The organism is Streptomyces sp. NPDC017993 (assembly GCF_044328065.1).
In the GTDB taxonomy this organism is placed as follows: Bacteria; Actinomycetota; Actinomycetes; order Streptomycetales; family Streptomycetaceae; genus Streptomyces.
Genome location: NZ_JBIRGO010000023.1, coordinates 33,342 through 48,361 on the forward strand (window position 1 = coordinate 33,342; position 15,020 = coordinate 48,361).

A 15,020-nucleotide genomic window follows, 5' to 3' on the forward strand; every position below is an offset into this window, starting at 1 on the left:
TCGGGCCCGTATGCACAGGACTGCAGGAGAGCGCGGGGCTGAAGCTCAGCCCTCGTTCTTCTCCTCGGCCGCGGCCTCGTCGGTGCCCTCGGACTCGGCCTGGACGGTCTCGGCCGTCTCGTCCTCGTCGTCGAGGTCGACGACCTCACCCTTGGTGTCCTTGACCGTGGCGGCCTCGACGACCACCGCGAGCGCCTTGCCGCGGGCGACCTCGCCGACGAGCATCGGCACCTGGCCACCCTCGACGACGGCCTGGGCGAACTGGTCGGGGGACATGCCGGAGGACTGCGCGCGGCGCATGAGGTGCTCGGTGAGCTCCTCCTGGCTGACGTTCAGCTTCTCCTTGTTGACCAGCTCATCGAGGATGAACTGGGTCTTGATGCCCTTCTCCGCCTGCTCCTTGGTCTCGGCGTCGAACTCTTCCTCGCTCTTGCCCTGGATCTCCAGGTACTTGGCGAGGTCGAGGCCCATCTGGCCGAGCTGGTGGTTCACCAGGTTGTGCTTGCGGGTCTCCATCTCGTCCGCGAGCAGCTTCTCGGGGATCGGCACCTCGACGAGCTTGAGCAGCTCGTCCAGGACCTTCTCCTGAGCCTGGGTGGCCTGGTCGTACTTCTTCATCTGTGCGAGGCGCTTGCTGCTGTCGGCCTTGAGCTCGTCGAGGGTGTCGAACTCGCTCGCCAGCTGCGCGAAGTCATCATCCAGCTCGGGCAGTTCACGGGCCGCGACGGCGGTGACGTCGACCTTGACCTCGGCCTCCTTGCCCTGGGCGGAGCCGCCCTTGAGCTCGGAGGTGAAGGTGGCGCTGCCGCCGGCCTCGACGCCCTTGACGGCCTCGTCGATGCCGTCGAGGAGCTCACCGGAGCCGACGGTGTAGCTGACGCCCTGGGCGACGCCGTCCTCCAGGACCTCGCCGTCCACCTTGGCCTCGAGGTCCAGCGTCAGGACGTCGCCGTCCTGCGCGGCGCGCTCGACCGGGCTGGTCGAGGCGAAGCGCTCACGAAGCTGCTCGACCGACTTGTCGATGTCCTCGTCCGACACCTCGACGGCGTCGACCTCGACCTCGATACCGGAGTAGTCCGGGATCTCCAGGGCGGGGCGGATGTCGACCTCGGCGGTGAAGGCCAGCAGCTCGCCGTCCTTCAGCTCGGTGATGTCGACCTCGGGCTGGCCGAGGACGTTGAGCTCACCCTCGTTGACCGCCTCGGTGTAGAACTTCGGGAGGGCGTCGTTGACGGCCTCCTCCAGCACCGCACCGCGGCCGAACCGCTGGTCGATGACGCGGGCCGGGATCTTGCCCTTGCGGAAGCCCTTCACCGTGACCTGCTGGTTGATCTTCTTGTACGCCGCGTCGAGGCTGTCCTTGAGCTCCTCGAAGGGCACCTCGACAGTGAGCCGAACCCGGGTCGGGTTCAGGGTCTCCACGGCGCTCTTCACGGTTCGGTCTCCTTGGGGCTGACTTCTGGGGTTCTGCCTGAGATCTTCCGGCACCCGGTGATCCGGGCCCCGGCCGATCGCACCCGGTACAAAGACACACGGGCACGCAGCTTGCATAGTAACCGCAAGGAGGATCGCACCCACAACGCGATCTTGAAAGGCCGCTGTCCGCGGCCACGGAGTGGCGCTGAGTGCTGAACTGAGGACTGCTGGTCGGGGTGGCCGGATTCGAACCGACGACCTTCCGCTCCCAAAGCGGACGCGCTACCAAGCTGCGCCACACCCCGTCGGTGCGACACGTAGGGTACATGGCTGATGGCAGTGCGGCTGCACGATATCGAGATGCCCACCCTGGCGCGTTACGCCGCGATCCCGCAGACGGGGCCCCGGCCCTCGCGCGGTGGCGGTCGGTCGCACGGGGGCGCACACGCGCGCTCGCGAGCCCCCGGAGGGCGCCTCGCGAGCGCGAACCCGCCCACGGGTGTGCGGCACACCGCTCCGACCCGCTACGATGCACTGCGTGCCGAGGTCCTGCGACCTGCGGCGCTCGCGGGCGTAGCTCAATGGTAGAGCCCCAGTCTTCCAAACTGGCTACGCGGGTTCGATTCCCGTCGCCCGCTCCGTACGACAAAGGGCCAGGTCAGAGGACGATTCCTCTGACCTGGCCCTTTGCCTTCGCCCGGACGACCGAAGACCGGGGCGGCCGGGCCGAGGTCCTCAGGCGTCAGCCCATCCGGGCCTTGATGTGGTCGATCACTTCGGCGAAGTCCTTCGTGGGTGAGAAATCCACGTATTCGCAGTCCTCAAGGGCCTCCGGGGCATGCCCGGGTGACCAGTAGAAGGCCTGTCCGGCCTCGTAGACCCGCTCGCCGTCCCGGGTCCGCATCTTGAGGCGGCCCTTGAGCAGGTAGCCCCAGTGGGGGCACTGGCACAGATCGTCCGTCAGCCCCTTGAGAGCCGGCCCCATGTCCGCGCCACGGGGCAGGCGCACGAAGGCGACGGACATGTCTCCCCCGATTTCCCGCGTCCGCAGCTCCACGCCGTCACCTTCGATCATGACCGGGGTGTCATTGCGCGTCGTTGCCGTCATGGCTCCTCCAGGGCCGGTCCGCTGCCGGCCGACTCGCTGCCCTTCCAGTCTCGCCCCGGCCGTGGGGGCCTGCGACACGTGCGGAGCCGGCGAGGCGGGCGCCCTTCGCAGCGCGGGCGCGGGTCAATAGGGTGGCGGGCATGGAGATCTGGCTCAATCCCGCGTGTTCCAAGTGCCGTTCCGCCGTGCAGATCCTCGATGAGGAGGGCGCGGAGTACACCGTCCGCAAATACCTGGAGGAGCCGCCGACCGCGGAGGAGCTGCGCGCGGTGCTGGAGCGGCTGGGGCTGGAGCCGTGGGACATCACACGGACCCAGGAGGTGGAGGCGAAGGAGCTGGGGGTCGCGGCGTGGGAGCGGACCGACGCCGGACGTGAACGGTGGATCGCGGCGCTCGCGGCACACCCGCGGCTGATTCAGCGTCCGATCATCACCGCGGACGATGGATCGGCGCTGGTGGGACGCAGCGAGCAGGCCGTGAAGGAGGCGATGGGGCGTACCGGGGGCGGGCAGACCGCCTAGAAGGTGATGTGGTTGATGGTGTCCGCGAGGGAGTTGAGGAACCGGTTGATGGACGGGGCCATGCCGGTCGAGGCGAGGAAGAACCCGAAGAGTATGGCGACGATCGCCGGACCCGCCTTGATCGACTTCCCTCTGATCAAAACGATCAGGACGATCCCCAACAGCAGCACCACTGAAAGTGAAAGAGCCACAACTGATCACACCCTTGGTCGGAACGCCTCACCGGCCCGGGAGCATGCCGCGCACACCCCCTGGCCCCATCGTGCCACCAACTCCTTGCCCACCGGAGGTGGGTGACGAATCATCGGCCAACGCTTTGCCCGATTTCGACCCCTGGGGCGTGTGAGGTGGGCGGGGCCGGGCAGGCGGGCAGGGGTGCCACGTCGGAAGAAGGCCCCCGGCGGCCGAGATGACGTCGACGATTCGGCTGGATCGCGTCCCTGCCGGTGGCCGGTAGTGGCCGCTGCGCAATGCGGCACGTCGAAACGGACAGCGGCGCGTCGGCACGGACATGCGCATGACCTCGCCATGAATTGGCGGAGGCGACGACAATCGAGCCGCGTCCGCGACAATTCCCGTGGCATCCGTCACAGTAATTACGGAGCGCCCGCGGCGGGCAATCGCCCGGCCCCGCGAGGCGTTATCCATGTCACCCGACGCCTGCCGCGACCGGGTCGAGCTATTCGGACATAGCGTAAAGGAAGCAGACATTCCTTCCGGGCCGCCCCCAGGGGATACCGCCCGTTTTAGGGAGGAGAAGCGGGATATAGCAAGGCGCCTGCGGGCACGGATCTGCGGGACGCGGAGGGTCGCAGGAAAGATCTTTTCGTATCCGCCGCAGCTTTATCCACTCCATATGTGCGGCGGCACCTGGGGAAATAGAGAATTACGCTCGGGCGGTTTTACGCATTCGTCGACCGCCGCTATCGTGCCTCAGATGTTTCACGCTGCCCCGACACCACGACGTGAGCTCCCTCCGGCCAGGGAGGCGGCGGGTGCGGACCGGACGGCGCGTGCGGCACAGCCGTCCGGCGTGCCGGAGCGCGCTCCGGCCCCCTCCCCCAAAGCCGGCCGGGACGCCTTCTTCGACAACGCGAAGTACCTGGCCATCGTGCTCGTGGCGATGGGGCATGTCTGGGAACCGCTGACCGACGGCAGTCGCACCGCCGAAGCGCTGTACATGACCGTCTACGGCTTCCACATGCCGGCGTTCATCATCATCTCCGGCTACTTCTCGCGCAGTTTCGACATGCGCAAGGACCGGCTGCAGCGTCTGGTCACCGGAGTCGCCGTCCCTTACATCCTCTTCGAGACGGCCTACGCCTTCTTCAAGCGCTGGGCGGACGACGACCCGGGGCATCCGATCAGCCTGCTCGATCCCTGGTTCCTGACGTGGTTCCTGGTGGCCCTGTTCATCTGGCGGCTGACCACCCCGCTGTGGAAGATCGTGCGCTGGCCGCTGCCGCTCGCGCTGGCCATCGCCGTACTCGCCTCCATCTCGCCCGACATCGGCGACGATCTGGACCTCCAACGGGTGCTGCAGTTCCTGCCGTTCTTCGTCCTCGGCCTGAACCTGCGGCCCGAGCACTTCAAGATGGTGCAGCGGCGGGCGGTGCGTATCGCCTCGCTGCCGATCTTCGCCTGCGCGCTGCTCATGGCGTACTGGGCGGCGCCCCGGATGTCGTCGGCCTGGTTCTACCACCGGGACAGCGGTCAGGAGTTGGGCACCACCTGGTGGATCGGCTCGGTCATGACGATGGCTCTCTTCGGCTGCTCGATCGTCCTGGTGGCCTGCTTCTTCGCCTGGGTGCCCACCCGGCCGATGTGGTTCACGGTGCTGGGCGCCGGGACGCTCTACGGCTATCTGCTGCACGGCTTCCTGGCCAAGGGCTCGCGGTTCTGGGGCTGGTTCGAGGACTACGCATGGCTGCAGACCCCGGCAGGCGAGATCGCGGTCACCCTGATCGCGGGGGCGATCGTGACGGCGCTGTGCACCCCACCGGTCCGCAAGATGTTCCGCTTCGCGATGGAGCCGACGATGGCGTGGGCGTTCCGGAAGGACGCGGCCGATACGGCGCGGGAGCGCGTCAGCTTGTGAGAGCGGCGGGCCGCCCCGGCCTCACGCGCACCGGTTTCAGGCGTCGCGGCAGATCATCAACAGTGCCCGGTCGTCGTTGACGTCCTTGGCGACGGCCTCGATCAGGTGCCAGGCGGCGCCCACGAAACCCTCGACGACATAGCGGTCGGCCTCGCCGGTCAGCCGGTCGATGCCCTCGGCGATATCGCGGTCGGCGGCCTCCACCAGGCCATCGGTGAACATCATCAGCACATCCCCGGGCCGCAGGGTCCCCTTGACCGGGTCGAACTGGGCGCCGTCGTAGACCCCGAGGAGCGGGCCCTCGCCCGACTTCTCCTCCCAGCGACCGGTGCCCGCGCTCAGCTGGAGAGCCGGCAGATGGCCGGCGGAGAGCAGTTCGTAGTCCCCCGACTCCAGATCCAGGACGAGATGGATGGAGGTCGCGAACCCCTCGTCCCAGTCCTGGCGGAGCAGATAGCCGTTGGCCGCGGGAAGGAAGGCATGCGGCGGCAGGGAGCCGAGGAGGCCGCCGAACGCCCCGGACAGCAGCAGCGCGCGGGATGCCGCGTCCATGCCCTTGCCGGAGACGTCCGTCAGGACCACTTCGAGGATGTTGCCGCCCTGGGTGCGCGAGGCCACCACGAAGTCGCCGGAGAAGGACTGCCCGCCGGCCGGGCGCAGGGCCATCTCCCGGTGCCATCCCCGGGGCAGCTCGGGGAGCTTGCTCTGGACGCGGATGCGTTCCCGCAGGTCGAAGAGCATGGTTCCGCCGCGCCTCCAGGGCACTCCGACCCGGCTGCGGAACTGCGCGATCAGCAGCCCGAAGAGGCCGACCGCCGCCACGACCAGCACCGTGCCGGGGGTGACCCGGTCCGGTCCCGCGGCGTACGGGCCGAGCAGCGCCGCCTCGACGATCAGCGCGCCGGCCGACGTGGCGTACAGGGCCAGGAGGTTGGCCGGCCGCAGCAGCAGGCCGCCGGCGATGACGGGGAGCACCAGCGCGGTGGGAGCGATCCAGTCGGGGCGCCAGAGCGTGCCGGCCGCGATGGCGGGTATGGCCAGGAGGAGGGCGGCCAGCGCGATCCAGTCGGAGCCGTCGCCCCGGAAGTAGTCGACGCCGGCCTTGCGCACGCCGATGCGGGCCCGGTGCAGACCTCTGTGCATCCGGGCCGTCAGGGGTTCCGCTCCCGGGCCGCTTGTCATTGTTCTGGGACTTTAGCCACCCGTTCGGCGGTGCGTCGATTCGCCGTACAGACCTCAGGTCAATTGCCGGGAAACCGCGTTCGAAATGCGGTCGCGCGGCCGGAGAGTGTCCTGCTAGGCATGGCGCATGACGACTGAAGTGCGGGCGCTGCGCGACGCCGAATGGGATGGCTGGTTCGACAAGGTGGACCTCGCGTTCGGCGGCGTGCCCGAGCCACCGGAAGGGCGGACCCTCTGGCGGGACCGCACCGAGATCGAGCGCTCCTTCGGCGCTTGGGCGGACGGTGACTGGGTCGGCACGGCCGGGGCGTTCTCGTTCGGGCTGACGGTGCCGGGCGGGGACCGGGTGGCGGCGGCCGGCGTCACGATGGTCTCGGTGCTGCCGACGCACCGCAGGCGCGGAGTGCTGCGCTCGATGATGCGGCACCAGCTGGCGGACGTCCGCGCGCGCGGCGAGGCGCTGGCGTTGCTGACCGCCTCGGAGCCCGCCATCTACGGCCGGTTCGGTTACGGCCCGGCGACCCAGGAGCTGCGGCTGAGCGTCGACACGCTGCGGCTGGCGCCCCCGGACCTGCCGGGCATCGACGGCGTACGCCTGCGGCTGGTGGATCCGGCGGAAGCGCTGCCCGACTGCGAGCGGGTGTACGGGCAGCTGGTGCCGACCCGTGCGGGGATGCTCGCGCGGCTGCCGGGCTGGGAGCGGATGGGCGTGTACGACCCCGAGGGCGAGCGGGACGGGGCCGGGAGGCTGCAGTGCGTGGTGGCCGAGGTCGACGGCGAGGTGCGGGGATACGCGCGCTACGCCGTCAAACCGGAGTGGGACCATGCCGGGCCGTTCGGGACGGTGCACGTCCGGCAGGTCGACGCCCTGGAGCCGGTGGTGTACGCGGCGCTGTGGCGCTATCTGTTCGGGATCGACCTCACCTCGTCGGTGTCGGTACGCGGCCGGCCCGTGGACGATCCGGTGCTGCATCTGGTGGCGGACATGCGGCGCTGCGGCATCGAGATGCGGGAGTCGCTGTTCGTGCGGCCGGTGGAGGTGGGCGCGGCGCTGGCGGCGCGGACGTACCGCACGCCGGTGGAGGTGGTGCTGGAGGTGGCGGACCCGTTCTGCCCCTGGAACGAAGGGCGTTGGCGGCTGAGCGGTGACGCCAAGGGGGCTTCCTGCGCGCGCACCACCGACGCGCCGGATCTGGCGCTGTCGGTAAGGGAGTTGGGCTCCGCCTACCTGGGGGGCTTCACCCTGTCGGCGCTGGCGGCCGCGGGCCGGGTGCAGGAGCTGCGGACCGGTGCGCTGCATGCGGCGTCGGTGGCGTTCGGCTCCGACGTCGCGCCGTGGCTGCCGCACGGGTTCTAGCCGCGCGGGCCGGCGGCCTCTCAGGCCCGGTGGCCGCCCGTCGCCGGCTGGCACCCCGGGCACCAGAAGAGATTGCGGGCGGCGAGACCGGCGGTGCGGATCTCGCCGCCACAGATGTGGCAGGGCCCCTCCGCACGGCGGTAGACGTACACCTCACCGCCGTGGTCGTCGACCCGTGGCGGGCGGCCCATCGCCTCCGGCAGGTGCTCCGGGCGGACGGTGTCGATGCGGTTGTGGCGCACGCCCTCCCGCATCAGCAGCACCAGGTCGTCCCAGAGGGCGTCCCACTCGGCGCGGGTGAGGTCACGGCCGGGCCGGTAGGGGTCGATGCCGTGCCGGAAGAGGACCTCGGCGCGGTAGACGTTGCCGACGCCCGCGATGACCTTCTGGTCGAGCAGCAGCGCCGCGATGGTCGTACGGCTGCGCGAGATCCGCTGCCAGGCACGCTCCCCGTCGTCCCCGGGGCGCAGCGGGTCGGGGCCGAGCCGGTCGTGTATCGCCTGCTTCTCGGCGTCGGTGATCAGTGCGCAGGTGGTGGGGCCGCGCAGATCCGCGTAGTGGCGGGAGGTGGCCAGGCGCAGCCGGACGGTGTCGGTGGGCGGCGGCGCGGGGGCGTCGCCGAAGCCGAGCTTGCCGAACAGTCCGAGGTGGATGTGCACCCAGCGGGCGGGGCCGAACCCGAGGAAGAGGTGCTTGCCGTGCGCCTCGGCGGTGTCCATGACCTGACCGTCGATGAGCGCGGCGCCGCCCGCGAACTTCCCCTGCGGGCTGCTCGCCCGGACCGGTTCACCCTCGAAGCGGGCCCGGTGGTCCAGCGCGAGGCGGTGGATCGTGTGCCCCTCGGGCATGCGGGTGGTCCTCCAGTGGGCGCGCCCGCCCGCCCCGGCGGCCGGGGTGGGCGGGCGGCGACGGCGGTGGGCGTCAGCCCTGCGGGTGGTGTGCGGGGATGGCGGGCAGCTCGCCGGTGGTCTCGTACGCCGACAGCATGTCGATGCGGCGGGTGTGACGTTCCTCACCCGAGTACGGCGTGGCGAGGAAGACCTCGATGAACTTGGTCGCCTCGTCCTGGGTGTGCATCCGGCCGCCGACGGAGATGACGTTGGCGTTGTTGTGCTCGCGGCCGAGCTTGGCGGTCTCCTCGCTCCAGGCCAGCGCGGCCCGTACGCCCTTGACCTTGTTGGCGGCGATCTGCTCGCCGTTGCCGGAGCCGCCGATCACGATGCCGAGGCTGTCCGGGTCGCCGGCGGTCTTCTCCGCGGCGCGCAGGCAGAACGGGGGGTAGTCGTCCTGGGCGTCGTAGAGGTGCGGACCGCAGTCGACGGGCTCGTGGCCGTTGGCCTTGAGCCACTCGACGAGGTGGTTCTTGAGATCGAAACCTGCATGGTCGGAGCCGAGATACACGCGCATGGCCATGAGTGTGGCATGACGATGTGCGGGTAGGCGCGCCTGGGTCTTCCTACGGTTCTACGCATGAAACCCCTGGTCGACCTTTCGTACGCAAGCGCTGGACGTAACCGTCCAGGGTTTCATGCAACGATCCGGATTCAGACCTTCCAAACCCTGGGTTAGCGAAGATCTAATGCGGGAGTTCCATTCCGTGAACCACACAAGGACGGTGCACATGGGCGCGCACCCGCCTACCACCAAGACGGTCCCCACCACCGGAGAACCCGGCGGCGGACCTTCCGGGAGCCAGCCGCAGGACGGGCTGCAGGCAGGACTCAAGAACCGCCACCTGTCGATGATCGCCATCGGCGGCGTCATCGGCGCCGGCCTCTTCGTCGGCTCCGGCGCGGGGATCTCGGCCGCCGGGCCGGGCATTCTCCTCTCGTACGCGCTGACCGGCCTGCTGGTCGTGCTGGTGATGCGGATGCTGGGCGAGATGGCCGCGGCCTCCCCCACCTCCGGCTCGTTCTCCGCCTACGCGGACCGGGCGCTGGGCCACTGGGCGGGCTTCACCATCGGCTGGCTGTACTGGTTCTTCTGGTCGGTCGTACTGGCCGTCGAGGCGACCGCCGCCGCCGCGATCCTCACCGGCTGGGTGCCGGCCGTCCCGCAGTGGGCCTGGGCGCTGCTGGTGATGATCGTGCTGACCGGTACCAACCTCATCTCCGTCGGCTCGTTCGGCGAGTTCGAATTCTGGTTCGCCGGGATCAAGGTCGTCGCGATCGTCGTGTTCATCGCGGTCGGCGCGCTGGCGATATTCGGGCTGCCCCCGGGCGGCGACCCGGTGGGCGTGACGAACCTGACCGGGCACGGCGGGTTCCTGCCGAACGGGCCGGGCGCGATCCTCTCGGGCATGCTGCTGGTGGTCTTCTCCTTCATGGGCAGCGAGATCGTCACGCTGGCGGCGAGCGAGTCGCCGAACCCGGTGCAGGCCGTCCGCAAGGCCGTCAACAGCGTCATCTGGCGTATCGCGATCTTCTACATCGGCTCGATCGCGGTGATCGTGACGCTGCTGCCGTGGAACGACCCGTCGGTGGTCAAGAGCCCGTACGTGGCGGTGCTGAAGTCGCTGGACATCCCGTACGCCGGCACGGTCATGGACGTCGTGGTGCTGACCGCGGTGCTGTCCTGTCTGAACTCCGGGCTGTACACGGCCTCCCGGATGGCGTTCTCGCTCGGTGAGCGCGGCGACGCGCCCAAGGCGTTCAAGAAGGTCAACAAGGGCGGGGTGCCGGCGGTCGCGATCTGGGCCTCGGTCGCCTTCGGCTTCGTCGCGACGATCTTCAGCTACACGTCGAAGGACACCATCTTCCAGTTCCTGCTGAACTCCTCCGGCGCGGTGGCCCTGTTCGTGTGGCTGGTCATCTGCTTCTCGCAGCTGCGGATGCGCCGGGTCATCGAACGGGAGACGCCGGAGCGGCTGACGGTGCGGATGTGGCTGTACCCGTGGCTGACGTACGCGACCATCGGGATGATCGTCTTCGTCATCGGCTACATGTTCTACGACCCGGAGGGCCGGGAGCAGATGATCCTGTCGGTCGTCGCGGCCGTCGTGGTGCTGGCCATCGGCCTGCTCCTGGACCGGCGCAGGCCGCGGGACCCAGGCACCGTCGAGGCCGGGACCGGCGCGGTCGAGTAACGCCGCACGAGAAGAGGGCGGGGCCCGCACCGAACCGGTGCGGGCCCCGCCCTCTTGCGGTGGGGAAGCGTGTCAGCCGCGGCGGCCGGCCAGCTTCCAGGCGGTGGGCAGCGCGCCCATCGCCAGGGCGGCCTTGAGGGCGTCGCCGATCAGGAACGGCACCAGACCGACGGCCACCGCCTCGCCGAACGGCATGCCGGTGCTCAGCGCGAGGTACGGGACGCCGACGGCGTAGATCAGGGCCATGCCCGCGGCCATCGTTCCGGCCGTGCGCAGCACGCCGCGGTCGCCGCCGCGGCGGGCCAGCGCGCCCACGACGGTGGCGGCGAGCAGCATGCCCAGGATGTAGCCGAAGGTCGCACCGGCACCCGAGGCGCCACCGGCGAACCACGGCATGCCCGCCAGGCCCGCCAGGGCGTACAGCGCGAGGGAGAGCAGGCCGCGGCCGGCGCCGAGCGAGGCGCCGACCAGCAGGGCGGCGAAGGTCTGGCCGGTGACCGGGACCGGGGAGCCGGGAACCGGGACGGCGATCTGGGCCGCGACGCCGGTCAGCGCGGCACCGCCGAGCACCAGCGCCGCGTCACGGACGCGGGCACGGGAGGCGGTGGCGGCGGGCAGCAGATCGGCGAGGACCGCACCGATGGAGGTCCCCCCGCGCGAGGCGTGGGGGAGGGTGAGGGCGGACTCAGTGCTCATCGGTACTCCGCGAGGTGTGAGTGGATCCGGGACAGGACGGGACGCGACGACGTTAGTCCAGCGGGGCCCCGGCGATCATCGTGTGGCGGCGACAAAGCCGCGGCAGCCCGCTTGGAGAGTTCCGAACAACCGCCACGCTGCCAGGCCGTGCCGGGGTGAGGTGCGTCTTCGCAGGTCACGTGATGCTCATCACGGGCGCACCGCATGGCAGGGCGTGCGTTTTGTGCTAGCGCGCGACGTGCGGGGAAACTGGCAGCGCCCCGCGGAGACCTGTGGAGTTCCCCCAAAGCACCTTGCGAGAGTACGAGCCCATGCACGATGCACCGACCACCGCCGGGAAGACCCCTACCGGTGAGCGCGCCGGCGAGCGAGAGCCGCTGTCCGCAGGGCTGAAGCAGCGCCATCTGACCATGCTCGGGCTGGGCGGGGTGATCGGCGCGGGCCTGTTCGTGGGCTCCGGCGCGGGGATCGCGGTAGCCGGGCCCGGGATCGTGCTGTCGTACCTGATCGCGGGCGCGCTGGCGATGCTGGTGATGCGGATGCTGGGCGAGATGTCTGCGGCGATGCCGGCCTCCGGCGCGTTCTCGGTGCACGCGGAGCGGGCGCTGGGCCGCTGGGCGGGCTTCAGCGTGGGCTGGCTCTACTGGTTCCTGCTGGTCGTCGTGCTCGCGGTGGAGGCCACCGGCGCGGCGCAGATCGCCAACGGCTGGGTGCCGGCGGTCCCCCAGTGGGGCTGGGTCCTGATCTTCATGGTCGTCTTCACCGTCGCCAATCTGGCCGCGGTGAAGAACTTCGGCGAATTCGAGTTCTGGTTCGCCACCCTCAAGGTCACCGCGATCGTCCTCTTCCTCGGCCTCGGCGTGCTCGCCATCCTCGGCGTACTGCCGGACAGCGACCCGGTGGGCCTGACGAACCTCACCGGACGGGGCGGCTTCCTGCCCAACGGCTGGTCCGGGGTGATCTCCGGCGTGCTGGCGGTCGTCTTCGCCTTCGGCGGCCTGGAGGTCGTCACCATCGCCGCCGCCGAGTCCGACGACCCGGCGCGCGCGGTCGGCCGCGCGGTGCGCAGCGCGGTGTGGCGCATCCTCTTCTTCTACGTCGGCTCGATGCTGGTCATCGTCACGCTGCTGCCCTGGTCGTCGATGGAGCCGGGCCTGAGCCCGTACGTCGCGGTGCTGGACAGCATCGGCGTGCCGGGCGCCGGGCAGATCATGAACATCGTGGTCTTCGTGGCGCTGCTCTCGGCGCTGAACGCCAACCTCTACGGCTCCTCACGGATGGTCTTCTCGCTGGCGGAGCGGGGCGAGGCGCCGCGTTCGCTGCTGAAGGTGTCGGGCGGCGGGGTGCCGCGCCGGGCCGTGCTGGCCTCCGTCGCCTTCGGCTTCGTCTCGGTGCTGCTCAATCTGAAGTGGCCGGACTCGGTCTTCCTCTACATGCTCAATGCCGTCGGCGCGGTGCTGTTGTTCGTCTGGGGCCTGATCGCCGTCTCCCAACTGCTGCTGCGCCCGCGCATCGAGCGCGAGGCACCGCAGACGCTGTCCCTGCGCATGTGGGCGTTCCCCTGGCTGACCTGGGCGGCGCTGCTCGCGATGGGCGCGATCCTGGTCCTGATGCTGACCGACGCCACGGCCCGTCCGCAGCTGCTGTGGTCGGCCGGGGCGACCGCCGCGGTGCTGCTCGTCGCGGTGGCACGGGAACTGCGGGACCGCCGCCGCGCCACCCGCTGAGCCGGCACGGCGCGGCGGGTGGTCACCGTGGGTCCCAACCGACGACCTGTCAGGCACGCAAAGTAACGATCATGTCTGAATACCGAACATTCGCTGCACGACTGTTGCCCTGAGCGGACACCGGCACCCAAACTGAGCGCGCTTCACCGAGGACCCCCGGAGTTGAGCCGTCGGCAGCCCCTGAGCGCCCCGCTGCCTCGCGCGGGTCCAGGGGGCCGGGCAGCACCGTCGCCCTGGCCGCGGCCCCGGGAGAACGCAGTATCGCCCCGCTCCGCTCTCACCAACTGGGACAGGTACGAATGAATCGGACACCCTCGTCCGCCGCGCCCACGCGCGAGCAGACCGACGCGGTCCCGGGCGCCGGCCAGGACGGCGGCTCCTCGCTCTCCAACGGCCTCAAGCAGCGCCACCTCTCGATGATCGCGCTGGGCGGTGTGATCGGTGCGGGCCTGTTCGTCGGCTCCCGCGAAGGCATCGCGGCCGCGGGCCCCTCCATCGTGCTGGCCTACGCGATATCCGGCGCCCTGGTCATGCTCGTGATGCGGATGCTCGGCGAGATGGCCGCGGCCAACCCCGCCTCCGGCTCCTTCTCCGTGCACGCGGAACGCTCGATCGGCTCCTGGGCCGGCTTCACCGTCGGCTGGATGTTCACCGCGCTGCTGTGCGTGGCGGTGGCCGCCGAGGCGCTCGGCGCCGCCGACATCATGACCGCCTGGTTCCCCGGCACCGAGCCGTGGATGTGGGTGCTGCTGTTCATGGTGATCTTCTCCGCGACGAACCTGGCGGCGGTCAGCAACTTCGGCGAATTCGAGTTCTGGTTCGCCGCGCTGAAGGTGGCCGCCATCGGCATCTTCCTGGTCCTGGGCCTGCTCGCCATCTTCGGCGTCCTCCCGGGCACGGACGCGCCGGGTGCCGCGCACCTCACCGGTGACGGCGGGTTCCTGCCCAGGGGCGTCGACGGCCTGATGGTCGGCCTGCTGGCCTCGGTCTTCGCCTACGGCGGGCTGGAGACGGTCACCATCGCGGCCGCCGAGTCCAAGGACCCGGTCCGCGGCGTGGCCGGTGCGGTGCGCACCGCCATGTGGCGCATCGCCCTCTTCTACGTCGGCTCGATGGCGATCATCGTCACCGTCATCCCCTGGAACAACGCCTCGATCGCCGAGCACGGCCCGTACGTCGCGGTGCTGAACTACCTGCACATCCCGGCCGCCGGCCAGATCATGAACGTGGTCATCCTGGTGGCCCTGCTGTCCGCGATGAACGCCAACATCTACGGCTCGTCCCGGATGGCGTACTCGCTGACCTTCCGCGGCCAGGGGCCGAGGTTCCTCAACAAGGTGAGCGGCGGGGTGCCGCGCCGTGCGGTGCTCCTCTGCTCCGCGTTCGGTTTCCTCGCGGTCCTCTTCAGCTTCTGGTGGCCCACCACCGTCTTCCAGTGGCTGCTCAACATGGTCGGCGCGGCCGTCCTCGTCGTCTGGGGCTTCATCGCGGTGGCCCAGCTGCGGATGCGCCGCCGGCTGGAGCGCGAGGCGCCCGAGAAGCTCGTCGTGAAGATGTGGGCCTTCCCCGTCCTGACCTGGGTCGCGCTGGCCGGTATCGCCGCCGTCCTGCTGCTGATGCTGCGCGACGACAACCAGCGCATCCAGCTGCTGTTCACGGCCGCCTTCGGCGCGGTGCTGGTCGTCATCGGCCTGGTGCGGCAGCGGGCGCTGCGCAAGAGCGCGGGCACGGAGCCGGCCGAGGGCTGATCCGCATTCCTTGACGACGCCTCCCGGCACAAGGCGGGGCGGGACCTCCTCCTGAGGTCCCGCCCCGCCTCCGTCTTTGGGA

At 70.1% G+C, this 15,020-nt stretch carries 13 protein-coding genes and 2 tRNA genes; 7 read left to right on the forward strand and 8 right to left on the reverse strand.

The genetic code is table 11. From position 1 onward, the window contains the following. Window positions 1-45: 45 nt before the first annotated feature. Together tig and ACH4FH_RS32270 are read right to left on the reverse strand one after the other, a co-directional pair. Window positions 46-1,434, reverse strand: a complete 1,389-nt coding sequence (gene tig / locus ACH4FH_RS32265; protein ID WP_398559494.1) for a trigger factor — start codon at window positions 1,432-1,434, stop codon at window positions 46-48. A 210-nt stretch (window positions 1,435-1,644) separates the two neighbouring features. Continuing rightward, a tRNA-Pro gene (locus tag ACH4FH_RS32270) sits at window positions 1,645-1,721 on the reverse strand. Between the two features lie 262 nt (window positions 1,722-1,983). Between ACH4FH_RS32270 and ACH4FH_RS32275 the strand changes: the two genes are divergently transcribed. Next, window positions 1,984-2,054: transfer RNA gene (locus tag ACH4FH_RS32275), tRNA-Gly, on the forward strand. A gap of 104 nt (window positions 2,055-2,158) precedes the next feature. Here ACH4FH_RS32275 and ACH4FH_RS32280 read toward each other — a convergent pair. After that, window positions 2,159-2,524 (reverse strand): hypothetical protein, encoded by a 366-nt coding sequence (locus ACH4FH_RS32280; RefSeq protein WP_398559495.1) that lies wholly within the window; start codon window positions 2,522-2,524, stop codon window positions 2,159-2,161. Window positions 2,525-2,664: 140 nt separating this feature from the next. On the opposite strand from ACH4FH_RS32280, the gene ACH4FH_RS32285 reads away from it, so the two are divergent. Next, entirely contained in the window at window positions 2,665-3,045 is a 381-nt protein-coding gene (locus ACH4FH_RS32285; protein ID WP_398559496.1) for an arsenate reductase family protein, read from the forward strand. On the opposite strand, the gene ACH4FH_RS32290 is transcribed toward ACH4FH_RS32285, so the two are convergent. Further along, on the reverse strand, window positions 3,042-3,236 hold the full coding sequence (locus ACH4FH_RS32290) for a hypothetical protein (RefSeq protein ID WP_393895537.1): 195 nt from the start codon (window positions 3,234-3,236) through the stop codon (window positions 3,042-3,044). The genes ACH4FH_RS32285 and ACH4FH_RS32290 overlap by 4 nt on opposite strands. Before the next feature lie 746 nt (window positions 3,237-3,982). On the opposite strand from ACH4FH_RS32290, the gene ACH4FH_RS32295 reads away from it, so the two are divergent. Next, window positions 3,983-5,143: an acyltransferase family protein gene (locus ACH4FH_RS32295; RefSeq protein WP_398559497.1), complete on the forward strand. Its 1,161-nt coding sequence runs from the start codon at window positions 3,983-3,985 to the stop codon at window positions 5,141-5,143. 36 nt (window positions 5,144-5,179) lie between these two features. Here the strand turns inward: ACH4FH_RS32295 and ACH4FH_RS32300 are convergent, their stop codons facing one another. After that, window positions 5,180-6,325, reverse strand: coding sequence for a PP2C family protein-serine/threonine phosphatase (locus ACH4FH_RS32300; protein WP_398559498.1), 1,146 nt, complete (start codon window positions 6,323-6,325; stop codon window positions 5,180-5,182). A gap of 127 nt (window positions 6,326-6,452) precedes the next feature. Between ACH4FH_RS32300 and ACH4FH_RS32305 the strand changes: the two genes are divergently transcribed. Continuing rightward, entirely contained in the window at window positions 6,453-7,682 is a 1,230-nt protein-coding gene (locus tag ACH4FH_RS32305) for a GNAT family N-acetyltransferase (protein ID WP_398559499.1), read from the forward strand. A gap of 20 nt (window positions 7,683-7,702) precedes the next feature. Here ACH4FH_RS32305 and ACH4FH_RS32310 read toward each other — a convergent pair whose 3' ends face one another. Further along, a complete protein-coding gene (locus ACH4FH_RS32310; RefSeq protein ID WP_398559500.1) occupies window positions 7,703-8,530 on the reverse strand; it encodes an Fpg/Nei family DNA glycosylase in 828 nt (275 codons plus the stop codon). A gap of 73 nt (window positions 8,531-8,603) precedes the next feature. Beyond that, entirely contained in the window at window positions 8,604-9,089 is a 486-nt protein-coding gene (locus ACH4FH_RS32315) for a ribose-5-phosphate isomerase (protein WP_398559501.1), read from the reverse strand. Window positions 9,090-9,303: 214 nt separating this feature from the next. On the opposite strand from ACH4FH_RS32315, the gene ACH4FH_RS32320 reads away from it, so the two are divergent. Continuing rightward, complete coding sequence (locus ACH4FH_RS32320) at window positions 9,304-10,767, forward strand: amino acid permease (protein ID WP_398559502.1); 1,464 nt, start codon at window positions 9,304-9,306, stop codon at window positions 10,765-10,767. 72 nt (window positions 10,768-10,839) lie between these two features. Here the strand turns inward: ACH4FH_RS32320 and ACH4FH_RS32325 are convergent, their stop codons facing one another. Continuing rightward, window positions 10,840-11,463 carry a biotin transporter BioY gene (locus ACH4FH_RS32325; protein ID WP_398559503.1) on the reverse strand — a complete coding sequence of 208 codons (624 nt, stop codon included), beginning with the start codon at window positions 11,461-11,463 and terminating at the stop codon, window positions 10,840-10,842. A gap of 311 nt (window positions 11,464-11,774) precedes the next feature. Here ACH4FH_RS32325 and ACH4FH_RS32330 point away from each other — a divergent pair, with 311 nt between their 5' ends. Together ACH4FH_RS32330 and ACH4FH_RS32335 are read left to right on the forward strand one after the other, a co-directional pair. Next, window positions 11,775-13,190 carry an amino acid permease gene (locus tag ACH4FH_RS32330; protein WP_398559504.1) on the forward strand — a complete coding sequence of 472 codons (1,416 nt, stop codon included), beginning with the start codon at window positions 11,775-11,777 and terminating at the stop codon, window positions 13,188-13,190. A gap of 299 nt (window positions 13,191-13,489) precedes the next feature. Further along, window positions 13,490-14,938, forward strand: coding sequence for an amino acid permease (locus ACH4FH_RS32335; RefSeq protein ID WP_398559505.1), 1,449 nt, complete (start codon window positions 13,490-13,492; stop codon window positions 14,936-14,938). The last annotated feature ends 82 nt before the right edge of the window (window positions 14,939-15,020 follow it).

What these genes read in the sequence shown, in the direction of transcription:
- ACH4FH_RS32310 (WP_398559500.1), bottom strand. Translation starts at nt 8,530, where the DNA reads ATGCCCGAGGGGCACACGATCCACCGCCTCGCGCTGGACCACCGGGCC.
- ACH4FH_RS32330 (WP_398559504.1), top strand. Translation starts at nt 11,775, where the DNA reads ATGCACGATGCACCGACCACCGCCGGGAAGACCCCTACCGGTGAGCGC.
- ACH4FH_RS32305 (WP_398559499.1), top strand. Translation starts at nt 6,453, where the DNA reads ATGACGACTGAAGTGCGGGCGCTGCGCGACGCCGAATGGGATGGCTGG.
- ACH4FH_RS32320 (WP_398559502.1), top strand. Translation starts at nt 9,304, where the DNA reads ATGGGCGCGCACCCGCCTACCACCAAGACGGTCCCCACCACCGGAGAA.
- ACH4FH_RS32280 (WP_398559495.1), bottom strand. Translation starts at nt 2,524, where the DNA reads ATGACGGCAACGACGCGCAATGACACCCCGGTCATGATCGAAGGTGAC.
- ACH4FH_RS32295 (WP_398559497.1), top strand. Translation starts at nt 3,983, where the DNA reads ATGTTTCACGCTGCCCCGACACCACGACGTGAGCTCCCTCCGGCCAGG.
- ACH4FH_RS32325 (WP_398559503.1), bottom strand. Translation starts at nt 11,463, where the DNA reads ATGAGCACTGAGTCCGCCCTCACCCTCCCCCACGCCTCGCGCGGGGGG.
- ACH4FH_RS32300 (WP_398559498.1), bottom strand. Translation starts at nt 6,325, where the DNA reads ATGACAAGCGGCCCGGGAGCGGAACCCCTGACGGCCCGGATGCACAGA.
- ACH4FH_RS32315 (WP_398559501.1), bottom strand. Translation starts at nt 9,089, where the DNA reads ATGCGCGTGTATCTCGGCTCCGACCATGCAGGTTTCGATCTCAAGAAC.
- ACH4FH_RS32335 (WP_398559505.1), top strand. Translation starts at nt 13,490, where the DNA reads ATGAATCGGACACCCTCGTCCGCCGCGCCCACGCGCGAGCAGACCGAC.
- ACH4FH_RS32285 (WP_398559496.1), top strand. Translation starts at nt 2,665, where the DNA reads ATGGAGATCTGGCTCAATCCCGCGTGTTCCAAGTGCCGTTCCGCCGTG.